The organism is Rhodococcus sp. WAY2 (genome assembly GCF_009859915.1).
GTDB lineage: Bacteria > Actinomycetota > Actinomycetes > Mycobacteriales > Mycobacteriaceae > Rhodococcus_F > Rhodococcus_F oxybenzonivorans.
In genome coordinates, this window is sequence record NZ_CP046572.1 from 5214871 (window position 1) to 5238233 (window position 23363).

The following is a 23363-nucleotide window of genomic DNA, read 5'->3' on the forward strand; positions in this document are numbered from 1 at the left end:
TGGTGACTGCTGAGTAGCTCTACACAGTTATGGTGTGGGGCATGACAGATGCCGTTCCGCACACCAACAGCGCCTTTCGCACGGCGGTCGTGCCCGCGGCAGGAATGGGTACCCGATTCCTGCCGGCGACCAAGACCGTGCCGAAAGAGCTGCTCCCGGTGGTCGACACCCCGGGTATCGAGCTCGTCGCCGGTGAAGCTGCTGATTCCGGGGCCGGACGCCTCGTGATCGTGACGTCGCCGGGCAAGGACGGTGTGGTTGCCCACTTCGTCGAGGATCTCGTCCTCGAGAGCAAGCTGAAGGAGAGCGGCAAGTATCACCTTCTCGAGAAGGTTCGGAAGGCTCCGGGCCTCCTCGAAGTCGAATCCGTCGTCCAGGATCAGCCTCTCGGGCTCGGTCACGCCGTCAGCTGCGCAGAATCGGTTCTCGACGACGACGAGGACGCCATCGCCGTACTCCTGCCCGACGACCTGGTGATGCCCCGGGGCGTACTGGAGACCATGGCCCGGGTGCGCCACAAACGCGGCGGCACCGTCCTGTGCGCGATCGATGTACCCAAGGATCAGGTCAGCTCCTACGGCGTCTTCGAGGTCGAAACGGTGCCTGATGCCGTCAACCCGGACGTCCTCAAGGTCACCGGAATGGTGGAGAAGCCTGCCATCGAGGACGCTCCCTCGACCTTCGCGGCAGCCGGCCGCTACATCCTCGACCGGGACATCTTCGACGCCCTGCGCCGTATCGAACCGGGAGCGGGTGGTGAACTGCAACTCACCGACGCCATCGCCCTTCTCATCAAGGACGGCCATCCCGTGCACGTGGTCGTGCACCGCGGAACGAGACACGACCTCGGAAATCCCGGCGGGTACATCCGCGCTGCTGTTGACTTTGCCTTGAACAGCGACGAGTACGGCCCGTCGCTGCGTGAATGGCTGACCGACCGATTGAAGCGGGCGGATTCCTAGAAGCTCGGGAGGCACGAACTACATGCGGTCGGTCGAGGAGCAACAGACCATTGTGACCGCGGCTGCCGTGGCGCCGCGGCCGGTCCGGGTCGCGATCTCCGAAGCGCAGGGACTGCTGTGTGCCGAGGAAGTGGTCACCGAGCGGCCGCTTCCAGGTTTCGACCAGGCGGCCATCGACGGGTACGCCGTTCGCAGCGTCGATGTCCAGGCCGCCGGCACCGACCTTCGTGACGACGACGGCGCTCCCGTCGAGCTGACACTTCCCGTCGTGGGGGAAGTGTCGGCCGGCTCCCGGCAGCCCATCCGTCTCCAGCCGCGACAGGCGGTCAAGGTAGATACGGGGGCCCCGCTCCCGACGCTCGCCGACGCAGTGCTGCCGCTCGACCGCACCGACAGCGGACGCGCACGCGTCAAAATCTACAAACCGGTCCGCTCCGGCGACTACGTGCGTCGTGCGGGCGACGACGTCCAGCCCGGAGATGTCGCAGTGCGGGCGGGCACGATCATCGGAGCGGCTCAGGTCGGATTGCTGGCGGCAGTCGGTCGCGACAAGGTCTTGGTGCACCCACGGCCGCGGTTGTCCGTCATTTCCGTGGGCGGTGAACTCGTCGACGTCGACCGGACCCCTGGGCCCGGTCAGGTATACGACGTCAACTCTTATGCGCTTGCCGCCGCCGCGCGTGACGCGGGCGCCGACGTCAATCGCGTGGGCATCGCGAGCGCCGACGCGCGGCGCCTACGCGAGGTGGTCGAGGGGCAACTGATTCGCTCCGAGATCGTGGTGATCGCGGGTGCGGTCGGGGGAGGGGCCTCCGAGGATGTCCGCGACGCACTCGCCGACCTCGGCAATCTCGAGGTCGACCGGGTCGCGATGCATCCCGGGTCGGTGCAGGGATTCGGCCAGCTCGGCCGTGACGAGGTCCCGACCTTTCTTCTCCCGTCGAACCCGGTGAGCGCGCTGGTGGTCTTCGAGGTGATGGTCCGTCCCCTCATTCGGATCGCGCTGGGACGCCGGCAGCCGATGCGCCGCGTCGTCACCGCACGCACTGTCGCACCCATCACGTCGATCGAAGACCGCAAGGGATTCTTGCGGGGCCAGCTCATGCGCGACGAGGCCACCGGTGAATACCTGGTCCAGGCGCTCGGCGGTGCGCCCGGAGCGTCCTCGCATCTTCTCGCCACGCTCGCCGAAGCCAACTGTCTCGTGCTGATCGACCCTGAAGTCACCGAGGTGCGTACCGGTGACCAGGTGGACGTGGCGTTCCTGGCGCAACGGGGATGACCCAGCATCCGGGCTGGCCGCCGCACCTCGGCCCACTCCGCGTCAACGGCGGGGTGGTAACCGTGCGTGCCATCAGACTGCGCGACGCCGCGGCGTGGAGTCGGCTGCGCATCCGTGACCGTGCCCATCTCGAGCCGTGGGAACCGACCGGCGAAGCGCCATGGGATGCGAGGCACCATATTTCGGGGTGGCCGGGACTGTGCAGCAGCCTGCGCTCCGAGGCGCGAAAGGGTCGCATGTTGCCGATGGCGATCGAGCTCGACGGAAACTTCTGCGGGCAGATCACGATCGGCAATGTGGTTCGCGGTGCGTTACGTTCGGCGTGGATCGGGTACTGGGTGGCCAGCGACGTCAACGGACTCGGCGTGGCAACGGGAGCCCTCGCGCTGGGGCTGGATCACGCGTTCGGTCCGGTGGGACTGCATCGCATCGAGGCCACCGTGCGCCCGGAGAACCTGGCGAGCCAGGCGGTGCTCCGCAACGTCGGATTCCGTGAAGAGGGTCTTTTGAAGAGGTACCTCGACGTCGACGGCCAGTGGCGTGACCACATCCTGGTCGGCATGACGGTCGAGGACGTGATGGGAACTGTCGCCGATTCCCTCGTCCGCAGCGGCAAAGCGACATGGGCGTAACAGCCGCAAAAGCGTCTGGACAATCGTCCAGCTACACAGCAGTTATCTGACGGTATCAAACGTTGCCGGTCGAGGTCGCCGTTTCGGGCACTCCCGGCGGAAGAAGAATTCACGTCGCTTTCGAGCATGTCGAGCGCCACATTTTCGCGTTACGCATGTGACACCTGAGTATGGTGAGATCGGCGCGTCTGCGAAGATGTGCGTGTCCATGCGGTTAGCCTGGGAGTGTCAACAGCGGTATCCGTGCTGGTAGACGATTGGGAGGAGGCTGCCGTATGCCGAACTCGTTTCTCTGGATCGGGCTCGTCGTCGTGTGGCTCTTCGTCCTGGTCCCGATGCTGGTCAACAACCGCCCCCGGATCCGGCAAACCAGTGACGCTGCCCTCGCGACGCGCGTGCTGCACCGCGGTGACGAGCGCCCCGTGCAGCGCGGTCCCGCGGCAGGACACCGCAGCGACCCGTACTGGCAACCGGAACCGGACCACTACGGCTACGACGCGGAGGACCTTGTGGATACTCACGCAGACGAAGACGATCTCGACACCGGCCGGGCCCCGGTCGGTGACTACGTGCCGGTGCGACGTGGGCGTGGTGGCTTCGACCCGGAGGCTGATGCGATCGCGCGGGAGGCCCGATACGCCTTCCGCCAGCGCTCGGTACTCGGCCTCGTATTCGGCACGATCATGTCCGCGGCGCTCGCGCTGATCATTGCCCCGGTGATGTGGTGGATTTTCGTGGCCGGCGTCGTCGGCCTCGTCGGTTATCTCGCCTACCTCCGCCGTCAGGTCCAGATCGAGCAGGAGATCCGGAGGCGCAGAACCGCGCGGCTCAATCGCTCCCGGCTGGGTGTCGAGTCTCGTAGCGACGAGGAACTGCGACTCATCCCCGCCCGGCTGCGGCGTCCCGGCGCCGTTGTGCTCGAAGTAGACGACGAGGACCCCGAGTTCGATCATCTCGAGCGCTTCGACGACGAGCGCATGCAGCACGCCACGATGCGTCGGGCCGCCGGTGAATAGTCCGTCGCCGGGAGCCGAAAGCCGCAACCGGATAGGCGATTCGCCCCCTGTGTGGGTGGCCTGCTAGAGTTTGCCGAGCAGATCGCAGGGTCTGCATCAGGGGCTGTGGCGCAGTTGGTAGCGCGCTTCGTTCGCATCGAAGAGGTCAGGGGTTCGATTCCCCTCAGCTCCACCATCACAAGAGCACTTCCTCCCTTCGGAGGAGGTGCTCTTCTGTGTTTCAGTGCTCTTTTGCGTGTTCAGTGCTCTGTGTATCGCAGTGCTTCTTCGTGTCGCAGTGCTTCTTCGTGTCGCCGTGCTCTTCCGTATCGGGGGAGCCGGTGTGCGCCAGCGCGCCGTGTGGCAGTGTGCCGCGTCACGTTTGGAACAGAGAAGTTGCTAAACGGTAACTGGGCAAGGTCTACTGATCACAGGTCATCGAGGGGTCAATCGATCGGGGTAGAGAACATGCAGGCAAGGCAGAGAATCTCGGATGCTCTCGCGTCAGCGACCGTGGTGGCGACGATTGCTGCGACGATGTTGCTGGTGAACGTGCTGTGAACGTGACTCGCTCGTCCGGTGCCGCCCGCGCTCCGCTCGCCGGAGCGGCGGCAGCCGTCACGATGAGCACAGCGGCGAAAGCCGTCGTAATAGGCACGGCGGCGGCGGCCGTCGCAATGGGTGCGGCGATGATGGGCCACGCGACTTCGTTCGCGACCGATGTCCAGCGGGCACCGAACGCTGCCGTGCCACCGTCCGAGGTGACGGTCGCCGGGACGTTCTGACGTCGGACACGCCACCCCCATAGTTCCGGCGGCCGTCCGACGCTGTCCCTGCAACGAACCATCCGACGCACGCGTGCCTTCGGTGGTTCACCGACAAAGCCGCCCGAGTCCCACCTGGCTCGGGCATCGCTGGTGGTGCCGGCCCCCGACTCCGGCACCACCAGCACCTCCGGACCGTCCGCTCGTTACCATGGCAGCGTCGACGCCGCCTGAGGTGTTGGATCGATACCAGAGGGGGGTGTGCAGTGGCAGCACGTCGTGTGATCCGGAACCTGATCATGCTGGGGCTCGCGCTGGCCTTTCTCTCCGTTCTCGGATGGGGCACTTTCTCGGTGTTCCCGTCGACCGCATCTGCAGATCCCGACGTCGGCGGTGGCTCGACGCATCCGGGTGTGGGGTCACACCCGTGCGAGGGATATCACGACTGCGGCCATAACCCCCACACCACCGAGCCTTCCGAAACTACCGAGCCTTCCGAAACCATCGATCCTCCGGAGACGACGGAGCCGTCCGAGACCAGTGAACCGTCGACTCCTCCCGCTCCACAGGTGGTGGTTCCCCCGTACGGGCACCTACCGTCGGACCCGGTACCGAACATCACCCGTCCCGACACGTCGAGCGATCCCGAATCCGGCGACGGAGGTGGAGCAGTAGGGGTACCCCCTGCCTCGGGAAGTGGACCGGAAGATCCCGGGCCTGGCACCTCGCCGGGAGGTCCCCAGGGCCCGCCGGCGGCGGACGCGCCACCACACTCCGATGGAACGAGCCTTCCCGGCGATGCGGCGGAGGGGAACGTACCAGCGCAGGACCCAGTGCCGCCCGACGTGCGACCGGCACCCGCCGCAGTTCCGGACTCCGCACCGCCGGCAGTCGCGCCGGTCGTCCATAGTGAGCCACTACCTGCGTTTGCAGTGCTCGGCGGGGTGGGGCTTCTTCTCGGCTGCGCGGGTGGGGCCGGTGCGCTGACCTTCAAGGGCGCGCGTGCACAGCAGGCGCGCATCGCGGCCGCCCGGGCGGAGTTCTTCCCGCCGGCGCCTACGGGAGGAATGTAGTCGTGGTAGGAAGCCGTTCTCATCGACGGGTGGCAGCAGCCGTGGATGCGGTCTGTGACGCCGCCGCCCGGGCAGAAGCGGTCTCACTCGGGGATGTCGTCGACGCGGTTGCCCGCGAACGGCAGCGTCCCATCGAACTCGACTTCACGACGCCGATGGCACCGGGAGTCTGTGGTCAGCGACGCGCGTATCCGGACAGGGACGTCATCGTGCTGGCCCCGGGACTTCCCGACGTCGACCGCACTCTTGCACATGAACTGGGGCACATCGTGTTTCGGCATGAGGGTGCCGAGATCGTCGCGGCAACGCTCGAGGTTGGCGACGACTTGATCGCGTACATGCTCAGTCAGCGCTCGCGAATGCGTGGCGGCGAGCAGACTTCCGGTGACGTGGCGGAGTGGGAGGCGGAGACCTTCGCGTCGATGTTGCTCCTGCAGCTCAGGACGATGAAGGGCAGGGGTACGCCGGTGTCGGTGCTCCGCTATGACGAGGCGATCGGCTGATGGGCTGGGTTGTCGCGCTCGTCGTCTGGATCGCAGCCGGCGCCCGCACAGGCAGGGTCGCGGCACGCCAGCCGACACCACTGCGGATCGCGATGGTGATCGCGGTGTCCAGCGCCGCGTGCGCGTCTACGTTGGCCGTCCCGGATGTCGCCTTGCGTCTCGACGCGCTGGCGCCGACGGCCGGGCTGTCGGAGATCCTCCTCGAGTTGGCGTGGACCCTCTTCGCTGCCGCGAGCGCCGTAGGTGCGGTGTCGGTCTGGCCGATTTTGCCGCGCCGCGCCCTACGCGCTGTGGCCACCGTGATCTATGCGGCCGCGGTCCTGGTCGGAACGGCCCTGGCCTGTGGTTACCCCGTCCCGGCTCTGGTGTTCATCGTGCTCGCGCTGGCATCGGTGGTGATCACCGGTATCTGGCACGTCGCATGGACCCCACTCGGCCGCGGCATCGCCCTCGTCGTGGTGGGATCGGCGATGGTTCTCGTCGCCGCGGTCGTGGGACTCGTCCGGGAGGCGGCGGGGGAGACGTGGATCATCGGATCCTCCGGTGCGTACACGACCGCCGCTGTGGTGGTTTCGGCCGGCACGGTGTGGGTGCTGATGGAGACCTGGCTGCGCGCACGTCGCGATCTTCGCCGGATGAGTGCGTTGCATTCTGTGCTCGTCTCCCGATTCCCCGAAGTCGTGGAGGGCGACGGCAAGGGCAGCACCACCGTTCTGCGGGCGTCTGATTCGATCGCTCACGTCATGGACGCGCTGTATCTGCAGGCGGGCGCGGGCATGTTCGAGACGCGGGCGCAGAATCTGCCGGAGTCGACTACCGAGCGCAGCAGAATTCTGGCCCGTTGGATCGACGACCCAGCCGGTTCCGAGGTGCTCGACACCGAGTGGATAGCTCCACCGCAGGGGATGTCACCGCGCCGATGGGTGCTGCAACTCGCGGAGGCGTACGCCGATATCCGTCACTCGCCCGTGCCGGTCGCGGCCACGGAGGCGGCATCGCAAGAGTCGGTGCCCTGACCGCTTTCTACTGGAGGTAGTCCTCGACTTCCGACGCCGGACGGACCGAGGCGTCGTCCGGGTTCTGTCCTGCGTCGAGACGAGCCCGGCGTCGGCGCAGAAGGTCCCAGCACTGATCGAGTGAGGTTTCCAACGCGGCCAGCTGTGCGCGTTTCTCCTCGGGGGCCAGTTCGCTGTCCTGCAACTGCGCCCGCAGTTCGTGCTCCTGCTCGACGAGAGCCTGAATACGCTTCTCGATCTCTTCGTTGTCCATGTCGTCTCCTCTTCGGTCCGAGTCCACTTGTCGCGGAGGGCGGCTCATCCGGTCGACTGCGTGACCAGCCATCCACACGGCGAGGCGAGCTTGTCGGCCTCCGGCGGTCCCATGGATCCCCCCGGATACAGCTTGACGGCGGGCGGCCTGTTCAGCAACGGGTCGGCGACGTCCCAGACGTGGGCAAGCCCGTCCGGACGGGTGAAGAGTGACCGGTCGCCGTGCAGCACGTCCAGGATGAGGCGCGAATACGGTGCGAGAGCATGGCCGAGTGGCACCGTGTCGAGAGGCAGACTCAGGTGGCCCACCGATAGTTCGTCGTCGGGACCGGGCTCCTTGACCACCATCGACATGTCGATCTCGCCGTCCCCGGACAGATCGAAGGTCAGCACGGCGCCGTCCGGCGGGATGTCGGAAAGAGGGCCTTCCGGGCTCCGGAACACCAGGCTCACGCGTTGCTTCGCGACCCCCAGCATCTTGCCCGTCCGAAGCAGGAACGGCACACCCCGCCAGCGGTCGGTGTCGACCCACAACCGTGCGGCGACGAAAGTTTCCGTCTCCGAATCGTCGGCGACACCGTCGACGTCTCGGTATCCCTCGTACTGGCCGAGGACCACTTCGGCGGGGTCGAGCGGGCGGAACGCTCCGATCACCGATTCGCGTGCAGACTGGAGGTCGTCGGCGCCCAGGCTCAGGGGCGGCTCCATCGCGATCTCCGCAGCGACCTGGAACAGATGAGTCACGAGCATGTCGAGGACCGCACCGGTGGCGTCGTAGAAGCGGGCGCGATCGTCGATGTCCAGGGTTTCGGGGACGTCGATCTGGACCTGTTCGACGTGTTCGCGGTTCCAGACTCCCTCGATCAGCCCGTTGGCAAATCGCAGAATGTGCAGATTCTGGGTGCTTTCCTTGCCGAGGAAATGGTCGATGCGATAGATCTGCTTCTCGTCGAGAACCTCGTGTACTGCGGCGTCGAGTTCACGGAAAGCGGATTGTGAGGTACCGAACGGCTTTTCGTAGACGACCCGGGAACCGCGCGCCAGGTCGTGCGCGCCGAGAGCTCGTGTGGTGTCGGCGAAGGTGCTCGGGGGAAGTGCCAGATAGTGGACGAGTTGAGCGTCGGGAACGCCGAGCGAATCCCGCGCGTCCTGCACGATGCTCGGTAGCGTCCCGGGGTCTTCGGGCGTGAAACCGCCACCGGCGAATCGCAGGCGCTGCGCGAAGTCGTCCCAGCCGTCGTCGGTGTGCCCGCCGCCGAATTGGGTGAGGGAGTCCCGCACGTGGGCCCGGAAGTGATCATCGGTGACGGTGCCCCGCCCGGTGCCGATCAACATCCACCGAGAACCGAGAAGACCTGCACGTGCGAGCTGGAAGAAGGCCGGGAGCACCATCCGTTTAGACAGGTCCCCGGTGGCGCCGAAGAGCACGAAAATCGTGGGACCGAGCTGCGGTCTGTCAGGCATTGCTCCATCATGCGCCAACGGGAGTCGCCGCGCGTGCGATTCCCGGGTCGGCTCAGCGCTCAGACAGGAAGAACGGTCGTCGGGCTCGGCTCATCCGGTACGCCGGGCATTCGAGCGGCGTGTTCGTGTATAGCTCAGTGCCGGAAGAGGTTTCGTGCCCTGCGCGAAAAATCGGTGCTACCGGGACGCGTCCGGCGGTACTTCGGGCAGACCCTCGCTGGCGCGAAGCTTCTCGGCCATCGTGGTAAGCAGATTCTGCGACTCCTCGGACAAGTCGAAGGCGCGGCTCGACAGTTTGCGTAGTCCGTAGCCCTGGAGCTGCGACAAGAGTTCAAGGTCGTGGTCGATCTTGGCTGCGTAGATGTCGTTGAAGAAATATTCGGGCTTCACCTTGAAGAAGCGGGCGAATGCCGCGACGGTCTCGTCCGAAGGATTGGTGCGCTGCCCGGAGCGGAGCTGCGAAATGTAGGGCTTCGAGATTTGATGCCCGTCGGCGATGAGCGCCGAAGCCACCTCTGCGTTGGTGTGCGGTTTACGTCCCGGAGGGTGGACCGTGTCGAAGAGCTTGTTCAACCGCGCAGCAAAATCTGCCATTGTGAGCCGCCGGGTCCTCTCTCGTGCGCGCGTCAGTCGTGTGAACGACACAGTACCATGATGATAACCGATTGATAACTCACAGCCGGAGGTGCGAAACGGTGCGCTTTCGCTCGCTGACGGCGTCATCCAGGTTTCAACGACGGTTGGCGCATCGCGCACTTCTCCCTGCTCAGCCGTTCGGACTCCGTGCAAGTCATACCGGCGCGTCTCTTGACGGTTCAGTGGCCGAGCGTCCAGTTGGTTGTTCCCGCCGATGTGCCGGATCGGCCGCCCGGCCGCAAATGCTGATTGCTCTTTCAATCACTGGGAGTTTGCTGACGGCCTCGAGTTGCCGGCATGCGGCAGTGTGTAAGGCCTGTACTCGCAGTTCAGGGCCATTGTGTTGCGTTGTGCATTGCAACTACAACAGGTCGCTCGGCCGCGACGGCGCCGTGAACACTACTGCGAACGGGGTGGGTCTGCACCGCCCGACCGCCGTGCAGCGGCGCCAGAAGCCTTCCGGCGAGGCCTCCGCAGGACGGCCGATCATGGGGTCTGACTGGTTCGCTCGCCGGCAGCGGCTCTACCTCGGTGTCTTCGGTGACCGCCGGCGATGCCTGGCCAAACCGGAAGTCGTCGGGAATGATTGTGATATGGAACACAGAATGAGTGACGCCGAGCTTCGGAAGGCGATTCGAGTTCTGCGCGAGCGCGCCGACGATGCCCGGCACAGAGGACGGGAAGAAGACGCCAACGGAATCGAACGGACGATCCGGACATATCAGGAAGAAATGGCGCAGCGGTTGTGAAGTGGGCCGGCTCGGGGAGAGCCGGCTCAGCTCTGTCGCCACGCTGTCGAGGACCCGGGTGCTCCCGCCTCTCGGGCGTGCGCGCAAACGTTGTGCGTGCGTAGACTTCCAGCCGACACGGATCGGTGAGGACGGGGGCTCGCACGACAATGGCGATCACGACGCTGGACGGCAAGAAGTGCCTGATCACAGGTGCAGGTAGCGGGATCGGGCACGCCACGGCGTTGGCGGCCGCCGCGGAAGGCGCCGAACTCTTTCTCACCGACATCAATGAAGTCGGCTTGGCTCACACGGTGGAGCAGGTCGGCAATCAGGGCGGAACCGTGAGCTTCTCACGAGCGCTCGACGTGTCCGATTACGACGCGGTGACGGCGTTCGCAGCAGATATTCACGATCAATTCGGCAGCCTCGACGTCGTGATGAACGTCGCCGGTATCTCCGCGTGGGGCACGGTCGAAAACCTCGAGCACCGCCACTGGAAGTCGATGATCGACGTCAACCTGATGGGGCCGATCCACATCATCGAAAGCTTCGTCCCTCCGATGGTGCGGGCGGGGCGCGGTGGACACCTTGTCAACGTGTCCTCTGCTGCGGGACTGCTGGCGCTGCCCTGGCATGCCGCTTACAGCGCAAGCAAATTCGGGCTCCGCGGGGTGTCCGAGGTTCTGCGATTCGACCTGAAGCGACACGGTATCGGCGTCAGTCTCGTGGTTCCGGGCGCCGTGAAGACTCCGCTGGTGGGCACTGTCGAGATCGCCGGGGTGGATCGGAACGACCCGCGGATCGAGAAGGCGATCCACCGATTCGAGAAGCGAGCGGTCAGCCCGGAGAAGGTGGCGTCCTGCATCCTCACGGGAATCAAGAAGAACCGCTATCTGGTGTACACCTCGCCCGACATCCGGTTCGGATACTGGTGGGCCCGCAAGTTCTCGCCGCCGTACGACTTCGTGATGCAGAAGGCCAACGACCAGTTCAGCAAGTTCCTGTAGCGACTAGTTCTCGCGGCTGCTGCTCGGTGCCAGCACTGTGCCGTCCGTGAATCGAATACCGTCGGTGCAGCGACACTCCACCTGGCCGCCGCCGAACTGTTCGGCATGCAGTCTCGCGTAGAGGCCTTGACGGGCAAGGAGTTCGGCGTGGGTGCCGCGTTCCACCAGGCGACCCTCGTCGATCACGAAAATGACGTCGGCATGCTGAATCGTGGAGAGCCGGTGCGCGATCGCCAGTGTGGTCCGCCCGCGCATCACCTCGGCGAGTGCTCGCTGGACGAGCCGCTCGGACACGGTGTCGAGTGCCGAGGTGGCTTCGTCGAGAATGAGAACGCGCGGGTTCTTCAGCAGCACTCGTGCGATGGCAAGACGCTGCTTCTCGCCGCCGGAGAGCCGGAAGCCACGTTCGCCGACGAGCGTGTCGTAACCGTTGTCGAAAGCGAGAATGCGGTGGTGGATGTTGGCGGCGGTGGCCGCATCGTGCAGTTCGGCGTCGGTGGCGTCCGGCTTGGCATACCGCAGGTTGTCTGCGATGGAGGCGTGGAACAGATACGGGTCCTGGGTGACCATCCCGACCGCGTCGGCAAGCGAACTCATGGTCAGGTCGCGTACGTCGTATCCGTCGACGAGGACGGCGCCGCGGTCCACTTCGTACAACCGCGGTACCAGGTAGCAGAGGGTCGTTTTGCCCGCGCCCGACGGTCCGACGAAGGCGGCGAGTTGACCCGGCTCGATCTCGAGAGAGGTGCCCGCCACCGCCCAGCGTCGAGGGCGGCGCGGCTCGATGACCTCCTCGTCGGCCACTACGGGGGTGCGGGTGGTCGGTGCCGAGAAGCCGCGCATCCCGCCGCCGACTCCGCCGCGTCCGAGGCTTCGCAGAGCCACGGGGTCCGGGTCGGCGGTGGCCAGGCGCACCGGAGTGGGGTAGGCGAAGTAGACGTCGTCGAGTTCCACCTTGCCCGGGGAGTCGGCGGGTAGCGCGACGGCGTCGGGACGATCGACGATCGCCGGCTGCAGGTCGAGATACTCGAAGATGCGGCGGAACAATGCCATCGAGGTCTGGACGTCCAGCGTGACCCGCATCAGTGACACCAGCGGCTGCAGCAGTCTGGCCTGCAGGGTCGAGAACGCGACGAGGGTCCCTGCCGAAATGGCCGGGCCGTACCCACCGCTGATCAGATAGCCGGCGAGCAGATACACGAGGGCCGGGGTGATGGCCATGAAGGCACCCACCACGGCGAAGAATCCCTGGCCTGCCATGGCCTGACGTACTTGGAGCTCGGTCTGCCGGGCGTTCTCCGCGCGGTAGCGCGCGAGTTCGGCCTGCGACTGGTTGAAGACCTTGGTCAGGAGAACACCGGAGACGCTCAGTGCTTCTTCGGTGATGGCGGTCATGTCCGACAGCGACTCCTGGGTTTTTCGGGCCAGCGCCCGCCGCCGTGCGCCGACGCGGCGCTGGAGGTAGACGAATCCGGGTAGCAGTGCCACGGCGAGAAGCGTCAACTGCCAGGACAACAACACCATCGCGATGAGGGATGCTGCGACGGTGACGGCGTTGGACAGGATGCTCGATGCCGTGGAGGTGAGCACGGAGCGGACCCCGCCGACGTCGTTGGCCAGTCGCGATTGGATCGACCCGGTCTTGGTGGAGGTGAAGAAGGCCAATTCCATCTTCTCGAGGTGCGCGAAGAGCCGCTCGCGCAGATCGGCCATCGACAGGTTGCCGACCTTGGTGGTGAGGTAGCTCTGGCCGACGCTGATGAGCGAGCTCACCAATGTCACCCCGATCATCGCGAGAACAAGCCACATCAGCAGCGTGAGATGGACGCCGCTGCCGTCGGTGGGAAACAGTGCGCGATCGAAGACTGCCCTGGTGAGGAACGGTGGGACGACGCCGAGGAGCGACGACACGACAATCGCCGCGCCGACGAGGACCAGCCAACCCCGATAGGGCCGCAGCAGCGCCCAGATCCGGGGCAGCAGCGAAGACTCGGAGTCGGAGATCTCCGGGGAGGACGTCGGCGGGGCGGAGCGCATTCGTCCATCGTGCCCACCTGTCGCGATTCTGGCGAGGCGATACGGGTGGGCTGCGCGCGAGGGCTGTATGGACTGCTGTCTCAGCCCGATTCAGTGACACCGAGCCGGGCCACCTGCGCGGCAAGGTACTGCTGCTCGGGGACGTTGGTGGTGCGCCGCGCCGCCGCACGGTAGTGCGCCGCCGCCGATCGAGTGTCCCCGGCCATGTCGAGGAGATGCGCGCGGACGGCATCGAGCCGGTAGTGCCCACGGAGTGGGCCGTCGAGCTCTTCGAGCATCGCCAGTCCGGTGGCCGGACCGTGCACCATGGCCGCAGCGACGGCGCGGTTCAATCGCACCATCGGATTGTCGGACATGCGCACGAGCAGTCCGTACAGTGCGAGGATCTGGGCCCAGTCGGTGTCCTCGACGCGTTCCGCGTCGTCGTGGACGGCCGCGATTCCCGCCTGCAGCTGATACTGGCCCACCGCCCCTCCGGCCACCGCGTCCATCACCACCCGCTGGCCTTCGGCGATCAAGTCGCTGTTCCACAGGGTGCGATCCTGCTCGGTGAGCGGGATCAGCTCACCGTCCGGACCGGTGCGTGCCGGGCGGCGGGCATCGGTGAGCAGCATGAGCGCCAGCAGACCACCCACCTCGCCGTCGCCGGGCAGTATCGCGTGGACGGCGCGGGTGAGCCGGATCGCCTCCGAAGACAGCTCGGTGCGGTGCATATCGTTGCCGCTGCTGCTGGCGTAGCCCTCGTTGAAAACGAGGTAGAGCACGTGGAGGACCGAGCGCAGCCGCTCCGTCCACTCTTCTTCCGTCGGACGCCGGAAGGGGATGCCCGACGCGGTGATGCGTTGCTTCCCGCGGCTGATGCGTTGTGCCATGGTCGCTTCCGGGACCAGAAAGGCGTTCGCGATTTCGGCGGTGGTGAGTCCCCCGACGGCACGCAGGGTCAGCGCGATGGCCGACGCCGGCGTCAGCGCCGGGTGGCAGCACATGAAGAGCAATATCAGCGTGTCGTCGCTGTCGACGGTTTCTGCATCGGTCGGCGCCTGCCGGGCGACCGTGTGCTCCCTTGTACGTCGGGCGATTTCGCTGCGGATGGAATCGGTCATCTTGCGCGTGGCGGTCTGGATCAGCCAGCCACGGGGGTTTTCGGGCACGCCGTCGCGCGGCCAATGCTGCGCCGCGGCGAGTAGCGCCTCCTGTACGGCATCCTCGGCAGCGTCGAAGTCGCCGGTACGCCGGACGAGCACACCGAGGACCTGCGGCGCGAGTTCGCGCAGCAGGTCCTCGAGTGCGGCTCCGATCTCCATCGTCGGGTGGTCTCAGAAGTCGGTGTCCGGCGCGCCCATCACCTGACGAACCTCGATCGGCTGCTGGATGGGCACGCCGTTCGGTCCGGGTGAGGCCGAGGCCTTCGCGGCGATCTCGAGTGCGCGGGTTTCGGACTCCACGTCGATCAAGCGATATCCCGCAAGCAGTTCCTTGGTTTCGGGGAACGGGCCGTCCGTCACCACAGGAACGCTTCTGCCGTCGAATGTGACACGCTTCGCGACGTCGGGCCCGGCGAGCCCCTGCGCGTCGACCAATTCACCGTTGGCGGCGAGTTCGGCATTGAGGTCGTGCTGGAATTGGATATGGGCCTTGATGTCGGCCGGATCCCAATCGCTCATCGGCACCGTGCACCCGGGTCCGCCCTCGTAGTTCTGCAGCAGCATGAACTTCGGCATTGTTTTCTCCTCATCTCGTGGCGCCCATTCTGACGCCTTTCGCGAAGAGGACGGAGCACATTCCGGTTTCTCTACATCCAGCCGAAGAACTTCTGAAAATTCTTGTCAACGGTGCCCGCCGTGCAGGCACTCGTCGAACAGGGAGCGGACTTCTTCGACGTGCTTGTCCAGATCGGAGGTATCCCACCCGTCTGTGGGGACGGGTTCGAGCACGTCGACGTAGACGGTCCCGGAGTGTGCGACCAGCGAGTTGCGCCACATCAGCTCTCCGGCGTTGTGGATGACGATCGGCACGATCGGCACCCCTGCCGAGATCGCGAGATGGAACCCACCCTTCTTGAACTTGCCGAGACGAGGAGTGGGGGTGCGCGTGCCTTCGGGGGCGATGGCGATGGAGATGCCCGAGTGCAGCTTATCCACCGCCGGTTGCAGCGCGGCCCTGGCCTTGGCGCTGTCCGACCGATCGATGTACGCGACGTCGAGCAGTGCACCGACGGGAAGGAAACGGGGGTCGCGTGCGGCCTCCTTCTTGGCGACACCGGTCACGTCGTGACGGATGACGCTGCCGACCACCAGCATGTCGAGTGAACTCTGGTGATTGAACATGAACACCGCCGGTCGTGCGGCTTCGGCGTTCTCCTTGCCACTCACCCGCAGCCCGATACCGCAGATTGCCAGGGCGATATCGGGGCCGAAGCTACCGACCAGGTTGGCGGCGGTCTGGCGGTTCCTCGTGACCAGACCGGCCGAGACACCGAACGCGGCGGCGCCCATCAGCGCGCCGATTGCCGTGGTGGTGCGCGCGATCGACACCGGGTCGTTGCCGCTCTGCGGTGGCCGCAGATTCACCGAAGGCCACCCGTTCCGCCGGGCGGTGGCCGCCAGCTTCCGATCCGGATTCAGGGCCACCGGATGACCCACCGACGTCAGCATCGGAAGGTCCTCGGCACCGTTGGAATACGCGAAGCTGCTCTTCAGGTCTGCGCCGTGCTGCTGCGCGTACGTGCGCACGGCCTCAGCTTTCGCCGGACCCCACAGCGGAGGGGACGCCAGCTGACCGGTGAGCATGCCGTCGAGGACTTCGGGGCGAGTACACAGGACGTCTTCGATGGCGAGGTCCTCGGCCACCGACTGCGCCTGGTACGGAGTAGCCGACGTGGCCATCACCACCTGGTGTCCCGCGTGCCGGTGCGCGGCGAGTAGCCCGCGGACCTCGGAGTAGATCATGCGGGCAATCTCCTGCCGGAAGAGACGCTGCCCCCATTCCTGCATTTCGTCCTCCATGCGCCCGGCCAGACTCTGCACGCCGATACGCATCAGGCCGCTCACATCGGCGCCCCGAAATCGGGTCTCCATGGCGGCCCCGGTGGTGCGCAACAGTTCTGCAACACTGATGTCGAAGCGGCGCAGACGATCCCGGTAGACCACGCTGGCCGAATACCCACTGATGAGTGTCCCGTCCAGGTCGAAGGCGGCAAGCGTTCCGGATCCTGGCGGGGCGGCGGCGATGGCATCGTGGAGGCTGCGCAGATCAGTCATCTACTCACCCACCACCTGGTCGAGGGTGTCGTGAGCAAGGGTCCGGATGCGCAAGACCCGGTCCACCTGGGTGCGGATCTCGGCGTCGAACTCGATTCGCCGGGCCTCGAGATTCTCCGCACCCGGTTCGACGAGACCCCGGTTGCGCGCCAATTTCAGTGCGGTCGTGAAGAGTTCGGCAGAGATCGACTCCCGGCTACCGATCTGCTGGCGTAACCGGCGCTGCTCGGCCAGCGAAAGGCACTCGGTGATGAATGCTTTTTCGTCGAACTTTTCGTCGGTAGGCGTGCGCAACAGCTGATCGGACACCACCGCGTAGGCCTCGAGGAAGGGCTGCAGTACCCGGTGGGCCAAGTGGATCTGCGCGGTCGACAGCAGCTTCTCGGCATGCGCGGGGTCACGCATGTTCTCCCGCCACAGGGGGTCGATGATCTCGAGTTCGGTCCGGAGTTGATCACGGAAGGCGTCCTTGTCGCTGAAGAAGAACTCGAACTTCAGCAGGTCACGGATGCGCAGCGCCTCCTCCCACCCGTCCTCGAGCGGGTTACCGAACGGCTGGTCCGCCGCGGCGCGCAGGACCATTTCCGCGATGGCTCTCATGACCAGGAAGTGAATGGTGTTGTTGCGGTAGAACGCTGCGACGAGGTGCTGGTCCCGCCCGAGGTAGAACACACGCTCGCTGCCCCGGTCGAAACAGCGCAGCACACCGGAGTCGAGGTGGGTGCGCAGCGCCGTGCGAATGACCTCGGGGTTGGTGAGGTCGACATCGCCCGCCGTCGGTAGCCGCCGGACGGTGATGTAGTCGACGAGCGGTCCGAGGATGGCGCGTAGTTCCGGAACGGTGAGCGCACGGTCCTCGATACCCAGGAATGCGAGCATCACCAGCGACGTGGCCGTCACCGGTGTCACTTCGTTGATGCGGTGCGACACCTCGAACGCGGTCTTCTGCACGGCCAGCCGCAGGTCGTCCGCCTGGCCGAGATATTCCGCCAGCGACATCGGTCTGCCGAAATTGACATGGGCCACCCCGTGCCGCTGCCCCTGGGCGCGCACATATCCGACGAGCCAGCGGAGTCCTTCCTTCGTCTTGGCCTCACCGTGGGCCTCGGCCGCCATCGCACCGACCTCGTACAGCTGGTCATAGGTGAGGGAGACCGGAATGAGGTAGACATCGGACATCCCACTGGACTGGAATGCCTTCGCCAAGTAGGTGAGGAGCCCGAAGCGGGGCGGCCGCAACTTTCCGGTACGGCTGCGCCCGCCCTCGATGTACCACTCGAGGTTGAACCGCTTGGTGAGCAGGTAGCGCATGTACTCGCGCAGCGACCACTTGTAGATTTCGTCGTCGTCGAACTTGCGTCGAATGAAGACGGTGCCACTGCGCTTGCTGATCGGCCCGATCGGCCAGAAGCTGACGTTCAATCCTCCCATCACGTGATTGAGGGGGAGGTCGTTCGCGAGGAGAGCGGGACGCAGCACCAGAGGATCGAGATAGGAGCGATGGCTGGGCAGGAACACCAGAGAGTATTCCTTGTTCAGCTCGCGGAGTTCGTCGAGGCGCGAGGTGTCGACGTCGAGGCGGTACGCACGCGAGAAGTAGCGGCCCAGTTGATCCCACAACGCGATCGCGCGTCGGCTCTGGGCGGCAACCATCTCGTCGAGGGCGCCCCGAGCGCGACGATCGACTTCCGCGGCGGGGAGGTCCAGGCGCGCAGCCAGTTCGTGGATGCCGGTGTGGAACCGGCTGGTGTCGGTCATCTCGTCGACCACGAACCGCGACACCTTGTATTGCGTTCCCAGCAAGGATCGTTCGGCACGCTCGAGGGTCAGTGCGGCCTGGCGGCGTACGAAATCTGGCAGCGATCCGCCACCCTTCTCGGCGAGCCGGCGGCGGAGATCGCTCAAGGGGGCCGGGGCACCTTCGATCACCTCGCAGCGGCCGGGTTCCCGGCGCAGGATCTTGCGCTGCATGCTCGGACCGGGATGAAGGGGATCACGCAGAAGCGACTCCCGCACCCGCTGCAGACCCTCGGGCTGATCCGTCCTCGGCCGCCACACCACCCGGAGCGGGACCAGAAGGGGATCGTCCTCGCGTCGGCACACGTCGGCGAATTCGTCACCCGAGACGCGGACGGCCTGCGGCGAGCGCCCGTCGCTTCCGTCCTGTCGTTCCAGCCACGCGCGCAGGGTCGTCTCCTCGATGTCGCTCATCGACTCGATGAGGTAGACGCGTGGCCGTGTCGTCTGCTCGTCCATTCGTGTGGTCCTTTCGTTCATCCACGGCCGAGTTCGACGATGTCGTCGAGGCTCTCCTGTAGGCACATCATGAAACGGGCCGGTTCGGTCACCGCGGCGGTGTCGAGATTGACGCCGATGCAGCACGTGCCGACGTGCGAGACCAGTGTGGCCATAACGGCACAGCCCGGTGCGGGACCGAAGGGGAACATCCTCTCGATCCGGGCTCCTGCGAGGTACACCGGCACCGGTACACCGGCGACGTTGCTGGCCTGCAGGTCGAGACCGCTCGACTGGGAGAGATACCAATTCGCGAGCACCACCGTCGGCATCCGAACCAGAATCGGCGCCGCAGAGTCGAGGAGGCCGAGCGCCGGCTCCTGCCGTAAGCCGAGGACGATCGCGCGTACCTTCTTGATCCGCTCGATCGGGTCGACCTCACCGACGGGTCCCGCAAAGCGTGCTGCGGCGAACCGATTTCCCCCGGTCGGATCCGACGCCACCCGCAGGCTGACCGGCATGCCGACCGGGATGGTGTCGATGTCGTGGCCGAAGGACTCGTGGTAACGCCGGAATCCACCCAGCAGGGCAGCGATATAGGCGTCGTTGAGTGATCCTTCCGCTCGGTGCGCAGCCGACCTCAGCTCGTCGACGCCTACCTCGAGCACGCCGAACCAGCGGCCGAGGCCCCGGTCACGCAACAATGGTGAGCCGGTGGCCGGGGGAGGAGTGACCACCCGGCGGATCGAATTGGCGTAGCCGACGACGTCGGTGACCGTCCCGATCGGGTTCGTGACGGCGGTGATCGCCGTGCGGGTGACGCCGCGTACCAGGCCGCCGAGTCGACCCGGCGCCCGGCGAACGTTCCCGAGCGTCTGTTCGAAGAACGCACCGCCGCCCGACATCCGCTCCGGCAGGGGTGGTGGGCGGTCCGGTTTGTCCGGCGACGGCTCGGGACGTCTGCTGTGCAGCAGCGTCATCAACTGGATGCCGCCGAGACCGTCCGTGATGCTGTGATGCGTCTTCACCACGTAGATGGCGCGACCGTCGTCGAGCCCCTCGATCAGCATGGCGCTCCACGGCGGCCGGGCGCGATCGAAGGGTTCGGTGGCCATCCGCCGGCACATCCGCAGGGCATGGTCGAACGTCGCGGGTTCGGGTAGGCGTACCCGGGTGAGGTGATAGTCGAGGTCGAATTCCGGGTCGACCGACCACATCGGGTTACCCAGCCGCAGCGTGGGCTCGACCACGCGCATCCGGATCCGGGGCACCATGTGCGAGGCCCACTCGTGCGCGCGCACCAACCGGTCCCAGTCCGGCGGTCCGTCGAGTACATCGACCGCGACGATCGGCGAACGCAGCTTCGGTTGTACCTCCTCCATCCGCCACATCCCGGTCTCGAAGTCGGACATCGTACGGTCCGCTCCCCAGGCGATGTCGGAGAAATCGACGTCGACGGCACTCGGTGGTATCAGCGGTTCGCCATCGGCCATGCCCACCCTCATTCGGTTGATCGAGTTGCCTCAACTGGTGCTTTTCCAGTGTGGACCCGACGCGTAGTTCACACCCCTGATTCGACGGATTGCCCCGGACTCGGCGGGCGACGCCTTCACACCCCTGCTCGACGAGTGCGCTTGTCGTAGGCTGCCGTCATGGCGAAACGCTTCGAATATTCGGAAGACATCGGGTACCCCGTGGACCGCGTCCACGCGACGCTGACCGACCCGGTGTTCTGGCGGCACCGGTTCGAAGAGGCACCCGAGAAGCTGACCCTGGACGAGAGTGGCGGGCCCGGAACCCTGACGGCGACGATGCGCGACAGCATCAGTGCCTCTTCGCTTCCCGGGCTGGTCCGCAAAGTGGTCTCGGGCGAGCTGAGGGTCGAACGCGCCGACGAATGGGGACCTCTCGACGGGAACCGGGCCGACGGACGGATTCGCGGCAGTTCCACCGGCATTCCGGTCCGCATCGAGTGTGCCTCGGTGCTCCGTGCGTCGGGGGAAGGCTCGGTGTTGGAGCTCATCGGGTCGGTCGAGGTGAAGATCCCCCTGGTTGGTGGTCAGATCGAATCACTCATCAAAAAGCTCGTCCGCGACATGGTGGGTCAGGACCGCGATGCCGTCGAGAAGTGGCTCGGCGACAGCTGACCACGTCCCTAGGGGCAGGTGTTCAGCTCGACGTCGAGCGTCCGCGCCCCGGGCCCTGCAGTACCGAGTCGATCGTGACTGTTGACGATCGCGCAACTGCCCAGCGAGAGGCATCCGCACCCGATGCACCCCGTCAGGTTGTCGCGTAGGCGGACCAGTTGCTCGATTCGCTGATCCAGGTCTGCATGCCACCGCGTCGACAACCTCTCCCAGTCCTTGCGGGTCGGCGTCCGGCCCTCCGGCAGAGTGGCAAGGGCGTCCCGGATCTCGGCGAGGGGTATTCCCACCCGCTGGGCGATGCGAATGAACGCGACCCGCCGGAGCGTGTCCCGACGGTACCGCCGCTGGTTGCCGCTGGTGCGGCGACTACTGATGAGGCCTTCACGCTCGTAGAAGTGCAGAGCGGACACGGCCACACCGCTGCGCTCCGACAGCTGGCCGGGTGTGAGCTCCTTGGCCTTCCATTCGGGCATCTCCACATCGGGCACCTTTCACCAGGAATACCCGAACAATACTCGAGGTCAGTCGAGGTGGAGGTGACCGTGCAGGTGGTGGGTGAGTGGAGTGGGACCGTGCGCCATCCACAGGTCGTACGTGAGGTCGCCACCGCGCACCGACAGTTTCCTCCGCACACTGTGCACCGGCTTCGCATCCGGAGACGCGCACAGCGACAACATCGACAACTCGATGGTGCCCTCCCGAACCTGGCCCCGATGAATCTCGACGAAACCGGTGGGCTGGGCAAGGAGAAGTTCTGCCTCGTCCTCGGCGACGAGCCGCAGGAAACCGGACTCGGAATGCAACGGACGCCCGTCGTCGGCCGCCCACGTCCGGGACCGATACGCAAGGAACGGCTTACCGCTCGCCGTGAACTCGATCTCCTCGGTGTAGCCGAAGTCGTCGATCGTGGGATAGGCACCTTCGCCGGCTCCCACCCACCGTCCCGCGAACGGGGCCAAGGCAGGTGGCACAGCCGGTCCGGCAGCGGTCGCCGAAACCGGTGGACCGGCCGTCGCAGTTGATCGCCTCGACTCTTCCTCCATGAGTACCTCCGCCGTCTCACGCTACTCGCTCCGGCACGCTGTGACGTGTTCGGCGGCGGAGTGTTTGACGTGCCTACGGGGCCCGGCCGCATTACCGTCTAGGCATGAACGCGTCCGGTTCTGCGCCGTTGGGAGCGAACTCCGAAGTGGGGCAGCTTCGTGCCGTCCTTCTACACCGGCCCGGCGACGAACTGAAGCGGCTCACACCCCGCAACAACGACCAACTGCTCTTCGACGGGCTGCCCTGGGTCGACCGCGCGCAGGAAGAACACGATGCGTTCGCCGACGTGCTGCGCAGCCGCGGTGTCGAGGTACTGCTGTTGTCCGAACTGCTCACCGAAACCCTCGCCGCCAGTGGTGCGGCGCGCATGCAAGGGATCGGTGCTGCGGTGGATCCCCGCAAGCTCGGGCATACACTCGCCCAGGAACTGGCCGCCCACCTGCGCGGTGTGCCGGCCCAGGACCTGTCCACCATTCTCACCGCGGGCATGACCTTCGACGAACTACCGGTCGCGGCGAGCAGTGCGTCGCTGGTCCGGCGCATGCATCACGGCGGCGACTTCGTCATCGACCCGCTGCCCAATCTGCTGTTCACCCGGGACTCGTCGGTCTGGATCGGTCCGCGGGTGGCCATCACCTCGCTGGCGTTACCGGCGCGTGTGCGGGAAACGTCGCTCACCGACATCATCTACGCGCACCACCCGCGGTTCCGTGGCGCCCGGCGCGCCTACGAATCACACACCGCCCCCGTCGAAGGCGGCGACGTCCTGCTGCTCGCGCCCGGTGTCGTCGCCGTGGGGGTCGGGGAGCGCACCACCCCGGCCGGTGCGGAGGCACTCGCGCGCAGCGTATTCGAGGACGAGCTCGCCCATACGGTACTGGTGGTGCCGATCGCGCAGTCGAGGGCGTCGATGCATCTCGACACCGTCTGCACCATGGTGGACCACGACGCGGTCGTGATGTACCCCGTCATCCAGGACACGTTGTCGGCGTTCACCATTCACCGCGAGGACAAGGGCGTGTCCATCCGGGGGGCCGACCCCTTCCTGTTTGCTGCCGCCGACGCCATGGGCATCGGGAAGTTGCGGGTCATCGATACCGGACTCGACAACGTCACCGCAGAACGCGAACAGTGGGACGACGGAAACAACACCCTCGCGCTCGCCCCCGGCGTCGTCGTCGCCTACGAGCGCAACGCCGAGACCAACGCCCGCCTCGAAGCGTCGGGCATCGAGGTGCTGCGGATCGCCGGCTCCGAACTGGGGTCGGGCCGCGGTGGGCCGCGCTGCATGTCCTGTCCCGTGTCCCGCGACCCGCTGTAGGC

The 23363-nt window shown here is 66.0% G+C and carries 23 protein-coding genes and 1 tRNA gene; 13 read left to right on the forward strand and 11 right to left on the reverse strand.

Features of this window, described 5'->3' with window-relative positions; all coding sequences use genetic code 11:
- The first annotated feature begins 41 nt into the window (after window positions 1-41).
- The 9 genes from GFS60_RS23495 to GFS60_RS23535 all read left to right on the forward strand — a co-directional run bounded on the left by GFS60_RS23495 (window position 42) and on the right by GFS60_RS23535 (window position 7227).
- A complete protein-coding gene (locus tag GFS60_RS23495) occupies window positions 42-962 on the forward strand; it encodes a UTP--glucose-1-phosphate uridylyltransferase (RefSeq protein WP_109332588.1) in 921 nt (306 codons plus the stop codon).
- Between the two features lie 22 nt (window positions 963-984).
- Entirely contained in the window at window positions 985-2244 is a 1260-nt protein-coding gene (glp, locus tag GFS60_RS23500) for a molybdotransferase-like divisome protein Glp (protein WP_109332586.1), read from the forward strand.
- Window positions 2241-2876 carry a GNAT family N-acetyltransferase gene (locus tag GFS60_RS23505; protein WP_109332585.1) on the forward strand — a complete coding sequence of 212 codons (636 nt, stop codon included), beginning with the start codon at window positions 2241-2243 and terminating at the stop codon, window positions 2874-2876. The genes glp and GFS60_RS23505 overlap by 4 nt, the downstream gene beginning before the upstream one ends.
- 275 nt (window positions 2877-3151) lie before the next feature.
- Window positions 3152-3892 carry a divisome protein SepX/GlpR gene (sepX, locus tag GFS60_RS23510; RefSeq protein WP_109332583.1) on the forward strand — a complete coding sequence of 247 codons (741 nt, stop codon included), beginning with the start codon at window positions 3152-3154 and terminating at the stop codon, window positions 3890-3892.
- Between the two features lie 99 nt (window positions 3893-3991).
- Window positions 3992-4067, forward strand: a tRNA-Ala gene (locus GFS60_RS23515).
- A gap of 367 nt (window positions 4068-4434) precedes the next feature.
- Window positions 4435-4656, forward strand: coding sequence for a hypothetical protein (locus GFS60_RS23520; RefSeq protein WP_159925010.1), 222 nt, complete (start codon window positions 4435-4437; stop codon window positions 4654-4656).
- Between the two features lie 245 nt (window positions 4657-4901).
- Window positions 4902-5708 (forward strand): cell surface protein, encoded by an 807-nt coding sequence (locus GFS60_RS23525; protein WP_159925012.1) that lies wholly within the window; start codon window positions 4902-4904, stop codon window positions 5706-5708.
- 2 nt (window positions 5709-5710) lie between these two features.
- Window positions 5711-6211 carry an ImmA/IrrE family metallo-endopeptidase gene (locus tag GFS60_RS23530; protein ID WP_159925014.1) on the forward strand — a complete coding sequence of 167 codons (501 nt, stop codon included), beginning with the start codon at window positions 5711-5713 and terminating at the stop codon, window positions 6209-6211.
- The gene (locus GFS60_RS23535) at window positions 6211-7227 is read left to right on the forward strand and encodes a hypothetical protein (RefSeq protein WP_159925017.1); all 1017 of its coding nucleotides are present in this window, start codon (window positions 6211-6213) and stop codon (window positions 7225-7227) included. The genes GFS60_RS23530 and GFS60_RS23535 overlap by 1 nt, the downstream gene beginning before the upstream one ends.
- A gap of 7 nt (window positions 7228-7234) precedes the next feature.
- Here GFS60_RS23535 and GFS60_RS23540 read toward each other — a convergent pair whose 3' ends face one another.
- The 3 genes from GFS60_RS23540 to GFS60_RS23550 all read right to left on the reverse strand — a co-directional run bounded on the left by GFS60_RS23540 (window position 7235) and on the right by GFS60_RS23550 (window position 9537).
- The gene (locus GFS60_RS23540; RefSeq protein WP_159925019.1) at window positions 7235-7480 is read right to left on the reverse strand and encodes a DUF2630 family protein; all 246 of its coding nucleotides are present in this window, start codon (window positions 7478-7480) and stop codon (window positions 7235-7237) included.
- Window positions 7481-7524: 44 nt separating this feature from the next.
- Window positions 7525-8943: a glucose-6-phosphate dehydrogenase gene (locus GFS60_RS23545; RefSeq protein ID WP_159925021.1), complete on the reverse strand. Its 1419-nt coding sequence runs from the start codon at window positions 8941-8943 to the stop codon at window positions 7525-7527.
- Window positions 8944-9120: 177 nt separating this feature from the next.
- Window positions 9121-9537: a helix-turn-helix domain-containing protein gene (locus tag GFS60_RS23550; protein WP_109332570.1), complete on the reverse strand. Its 417-nt coding sequence runs from the start codon at window positions 9535-9537 to the stop codon at window positions 9121-9123.
- A gap of 647 nt (window positions 9538-10184) precedes the next feature.
- On the opposite strand from GFS60_RS23550, the gene GFS60_RS38670 reads away from it, so the two are divergent.
- A complete protein-coding gene (locus GFS60_RS38670) occupies window positions 10185-10328 on the forward strand; it encodes a hypothetical protein (protein ID WP_201453670.1) in 144 nt (47 codons plus the stop codon).
- A gap of 149 nt (window positions 10329-10477) precedes the next feature.
- Window positions 10478-11317 (forward strand): SDR family oxidoreductase, encoded by an 840-nt coding sequence (locus GFS60_RS23555; RefSeq protein WP_109332569.1) that lies wholly within the window; start codon window positions 10478-10480, stop codon window positions 11315-11317.
- A gap of 3 nt (window positions 11318-11320) precedes the next feature.
- Here the strand turns inward: GFS60_RS23555 and GFS60_RS23560 are convergent, their stop codons facing one another.
- The 6 genes from GFS60_RS23560 to GFS60_RS23585 all read right to left on the reverse strand — a co-directional run bounded on the left by GFS60_RS23560 (window position 11321) and on the right by GFS60_RS23585 (window position 20342).
- A complete protein-coding gene (locus GFS60_RS23560; RefSeq protein WP_159925023.1) occupies window positions 11321-13354 on the reverse strand; it encodes an ABC transporter ATP-binding protein in 2034 nt (677 codons plus the stop codon).
- 80 nt (window positions 13355-13434) lie between these two features.
- Window positions 13435-14658, reverse strand: a complete 1224-nt coding sequence (locus GFS60_RS23565; protein ID WP_159925024.1) for an RNA polymerase sigma factor — start codon at window positions 14656-14658, stop codon at window positions 13435-13437.
- A gap of 12 nt (window positions 14659-14670) precedes the next feature.
- Window positions 14671-15075 (reverse strand): YciI family protein, encoded by a 405-nt coding sequence (locus tag GFS60_RS23570; protein ID WP_159925025.1) that lies wholly within the window; start codon window positions 15073-15075, stop codon window positions 14671-14673.
- Between the two features lie 105 nt (window positions 15076-15180).
- Complete coding sequence (locus GFS60_RS23575; RefSeq protein ID WP_159925026.1) at window positions 15181-16614, reverse strand: HAD-IB family hydrolase; 1434 nt, start codon at window positions 16612-16614, stop codon at window positions 15181-15183.
- Window positions 16615-18870, reverse strand: a complete 2256-nt coding sequence (locus GFS60_RS23580) for a glycerol-3-phosphate 1-O-acyltransferase (RefSeq protein ID WP_159925027.1) — start codon at window positions 18868-18870, stop codon at window positions 16615-16617.
- A 17-nt stretch (window positions 18871-18887) separates the two neighbouring features.
- Window positions 18888-20342, reverse strand: a complete 1455-nt coding sequence (locus tag GFS60_RS23585) for a wax ester/triacylglycerol synthase domain-containing protein (RefSeq protein ID WP_159925028.1) — start codon at window positions 20340-20342, stop codon at window positions 18888-18890.
- Window positions 20343-20501: 159 nt separating this feature from the next.
- On the opposite strand from GFS60_RS23585, the gene GFS60_RS23590 reads away from it, so the two are divergent.
- Window positions 20502-20996: a DUF2505 domain-containing protein gene (locus GFS60_RS23590; protein WP_159925029.1), complete on the forward strand. Its 495-nt coding sequence runs from the start codon at window positions 20502-20504 to the stop codon at window positions 20994-20996.
- Window positions 20997-21004: 8 nt separating this feature from the next.
- On the opposite strand, the gene soxR is transcribed toward GFS60_RS23590, so the two are convergent.
- Window positions 21005-21475 carry a redox-sensitive transcriptional activator SoxR gene (gene soxR, locus GFS60_RS23595; protein ID WP_109332532.1) on the reverse strand — a complete coding sequence of 157 codons (471 nt, stop codon included), beginning with the start codon at window positions 21473-21475 and terminating at the stop codon, window positions 21005-21007.
- Window positions 21476-21517: 42 nt separating this feature from the next.
- Window positions 21518-22039: an FABP family protein gene (locus GFS60_RS23600; protein ID WP_159925030.1), complete on the reverse strand. Its 522-nt coding sequence runs from the start codon at window positions 22037-22039 to the stop codon at window positions 21518-21520.
- A 104-nt stretch (window positions 22040-22143) separates the two neighbouring features.
- On the opposite strand from GFS60_RS23600, the gene arcA reads away from it, so the two are divergent.
- The gene (gene arcA, locus GFS60_RS23605; RefSeq protein ID WP_159925031.1) at window positions 22144-23361 is read left to right on the forward strand and encodes an arginine deiminase; all 1218 of its coding nucleotides are present in this window, start codon (window positions 22144-22146) and stop codon (window positions 23359-23361) included.
- Window positions 23362-23363 lie beyond the last annotated feature (2 nt).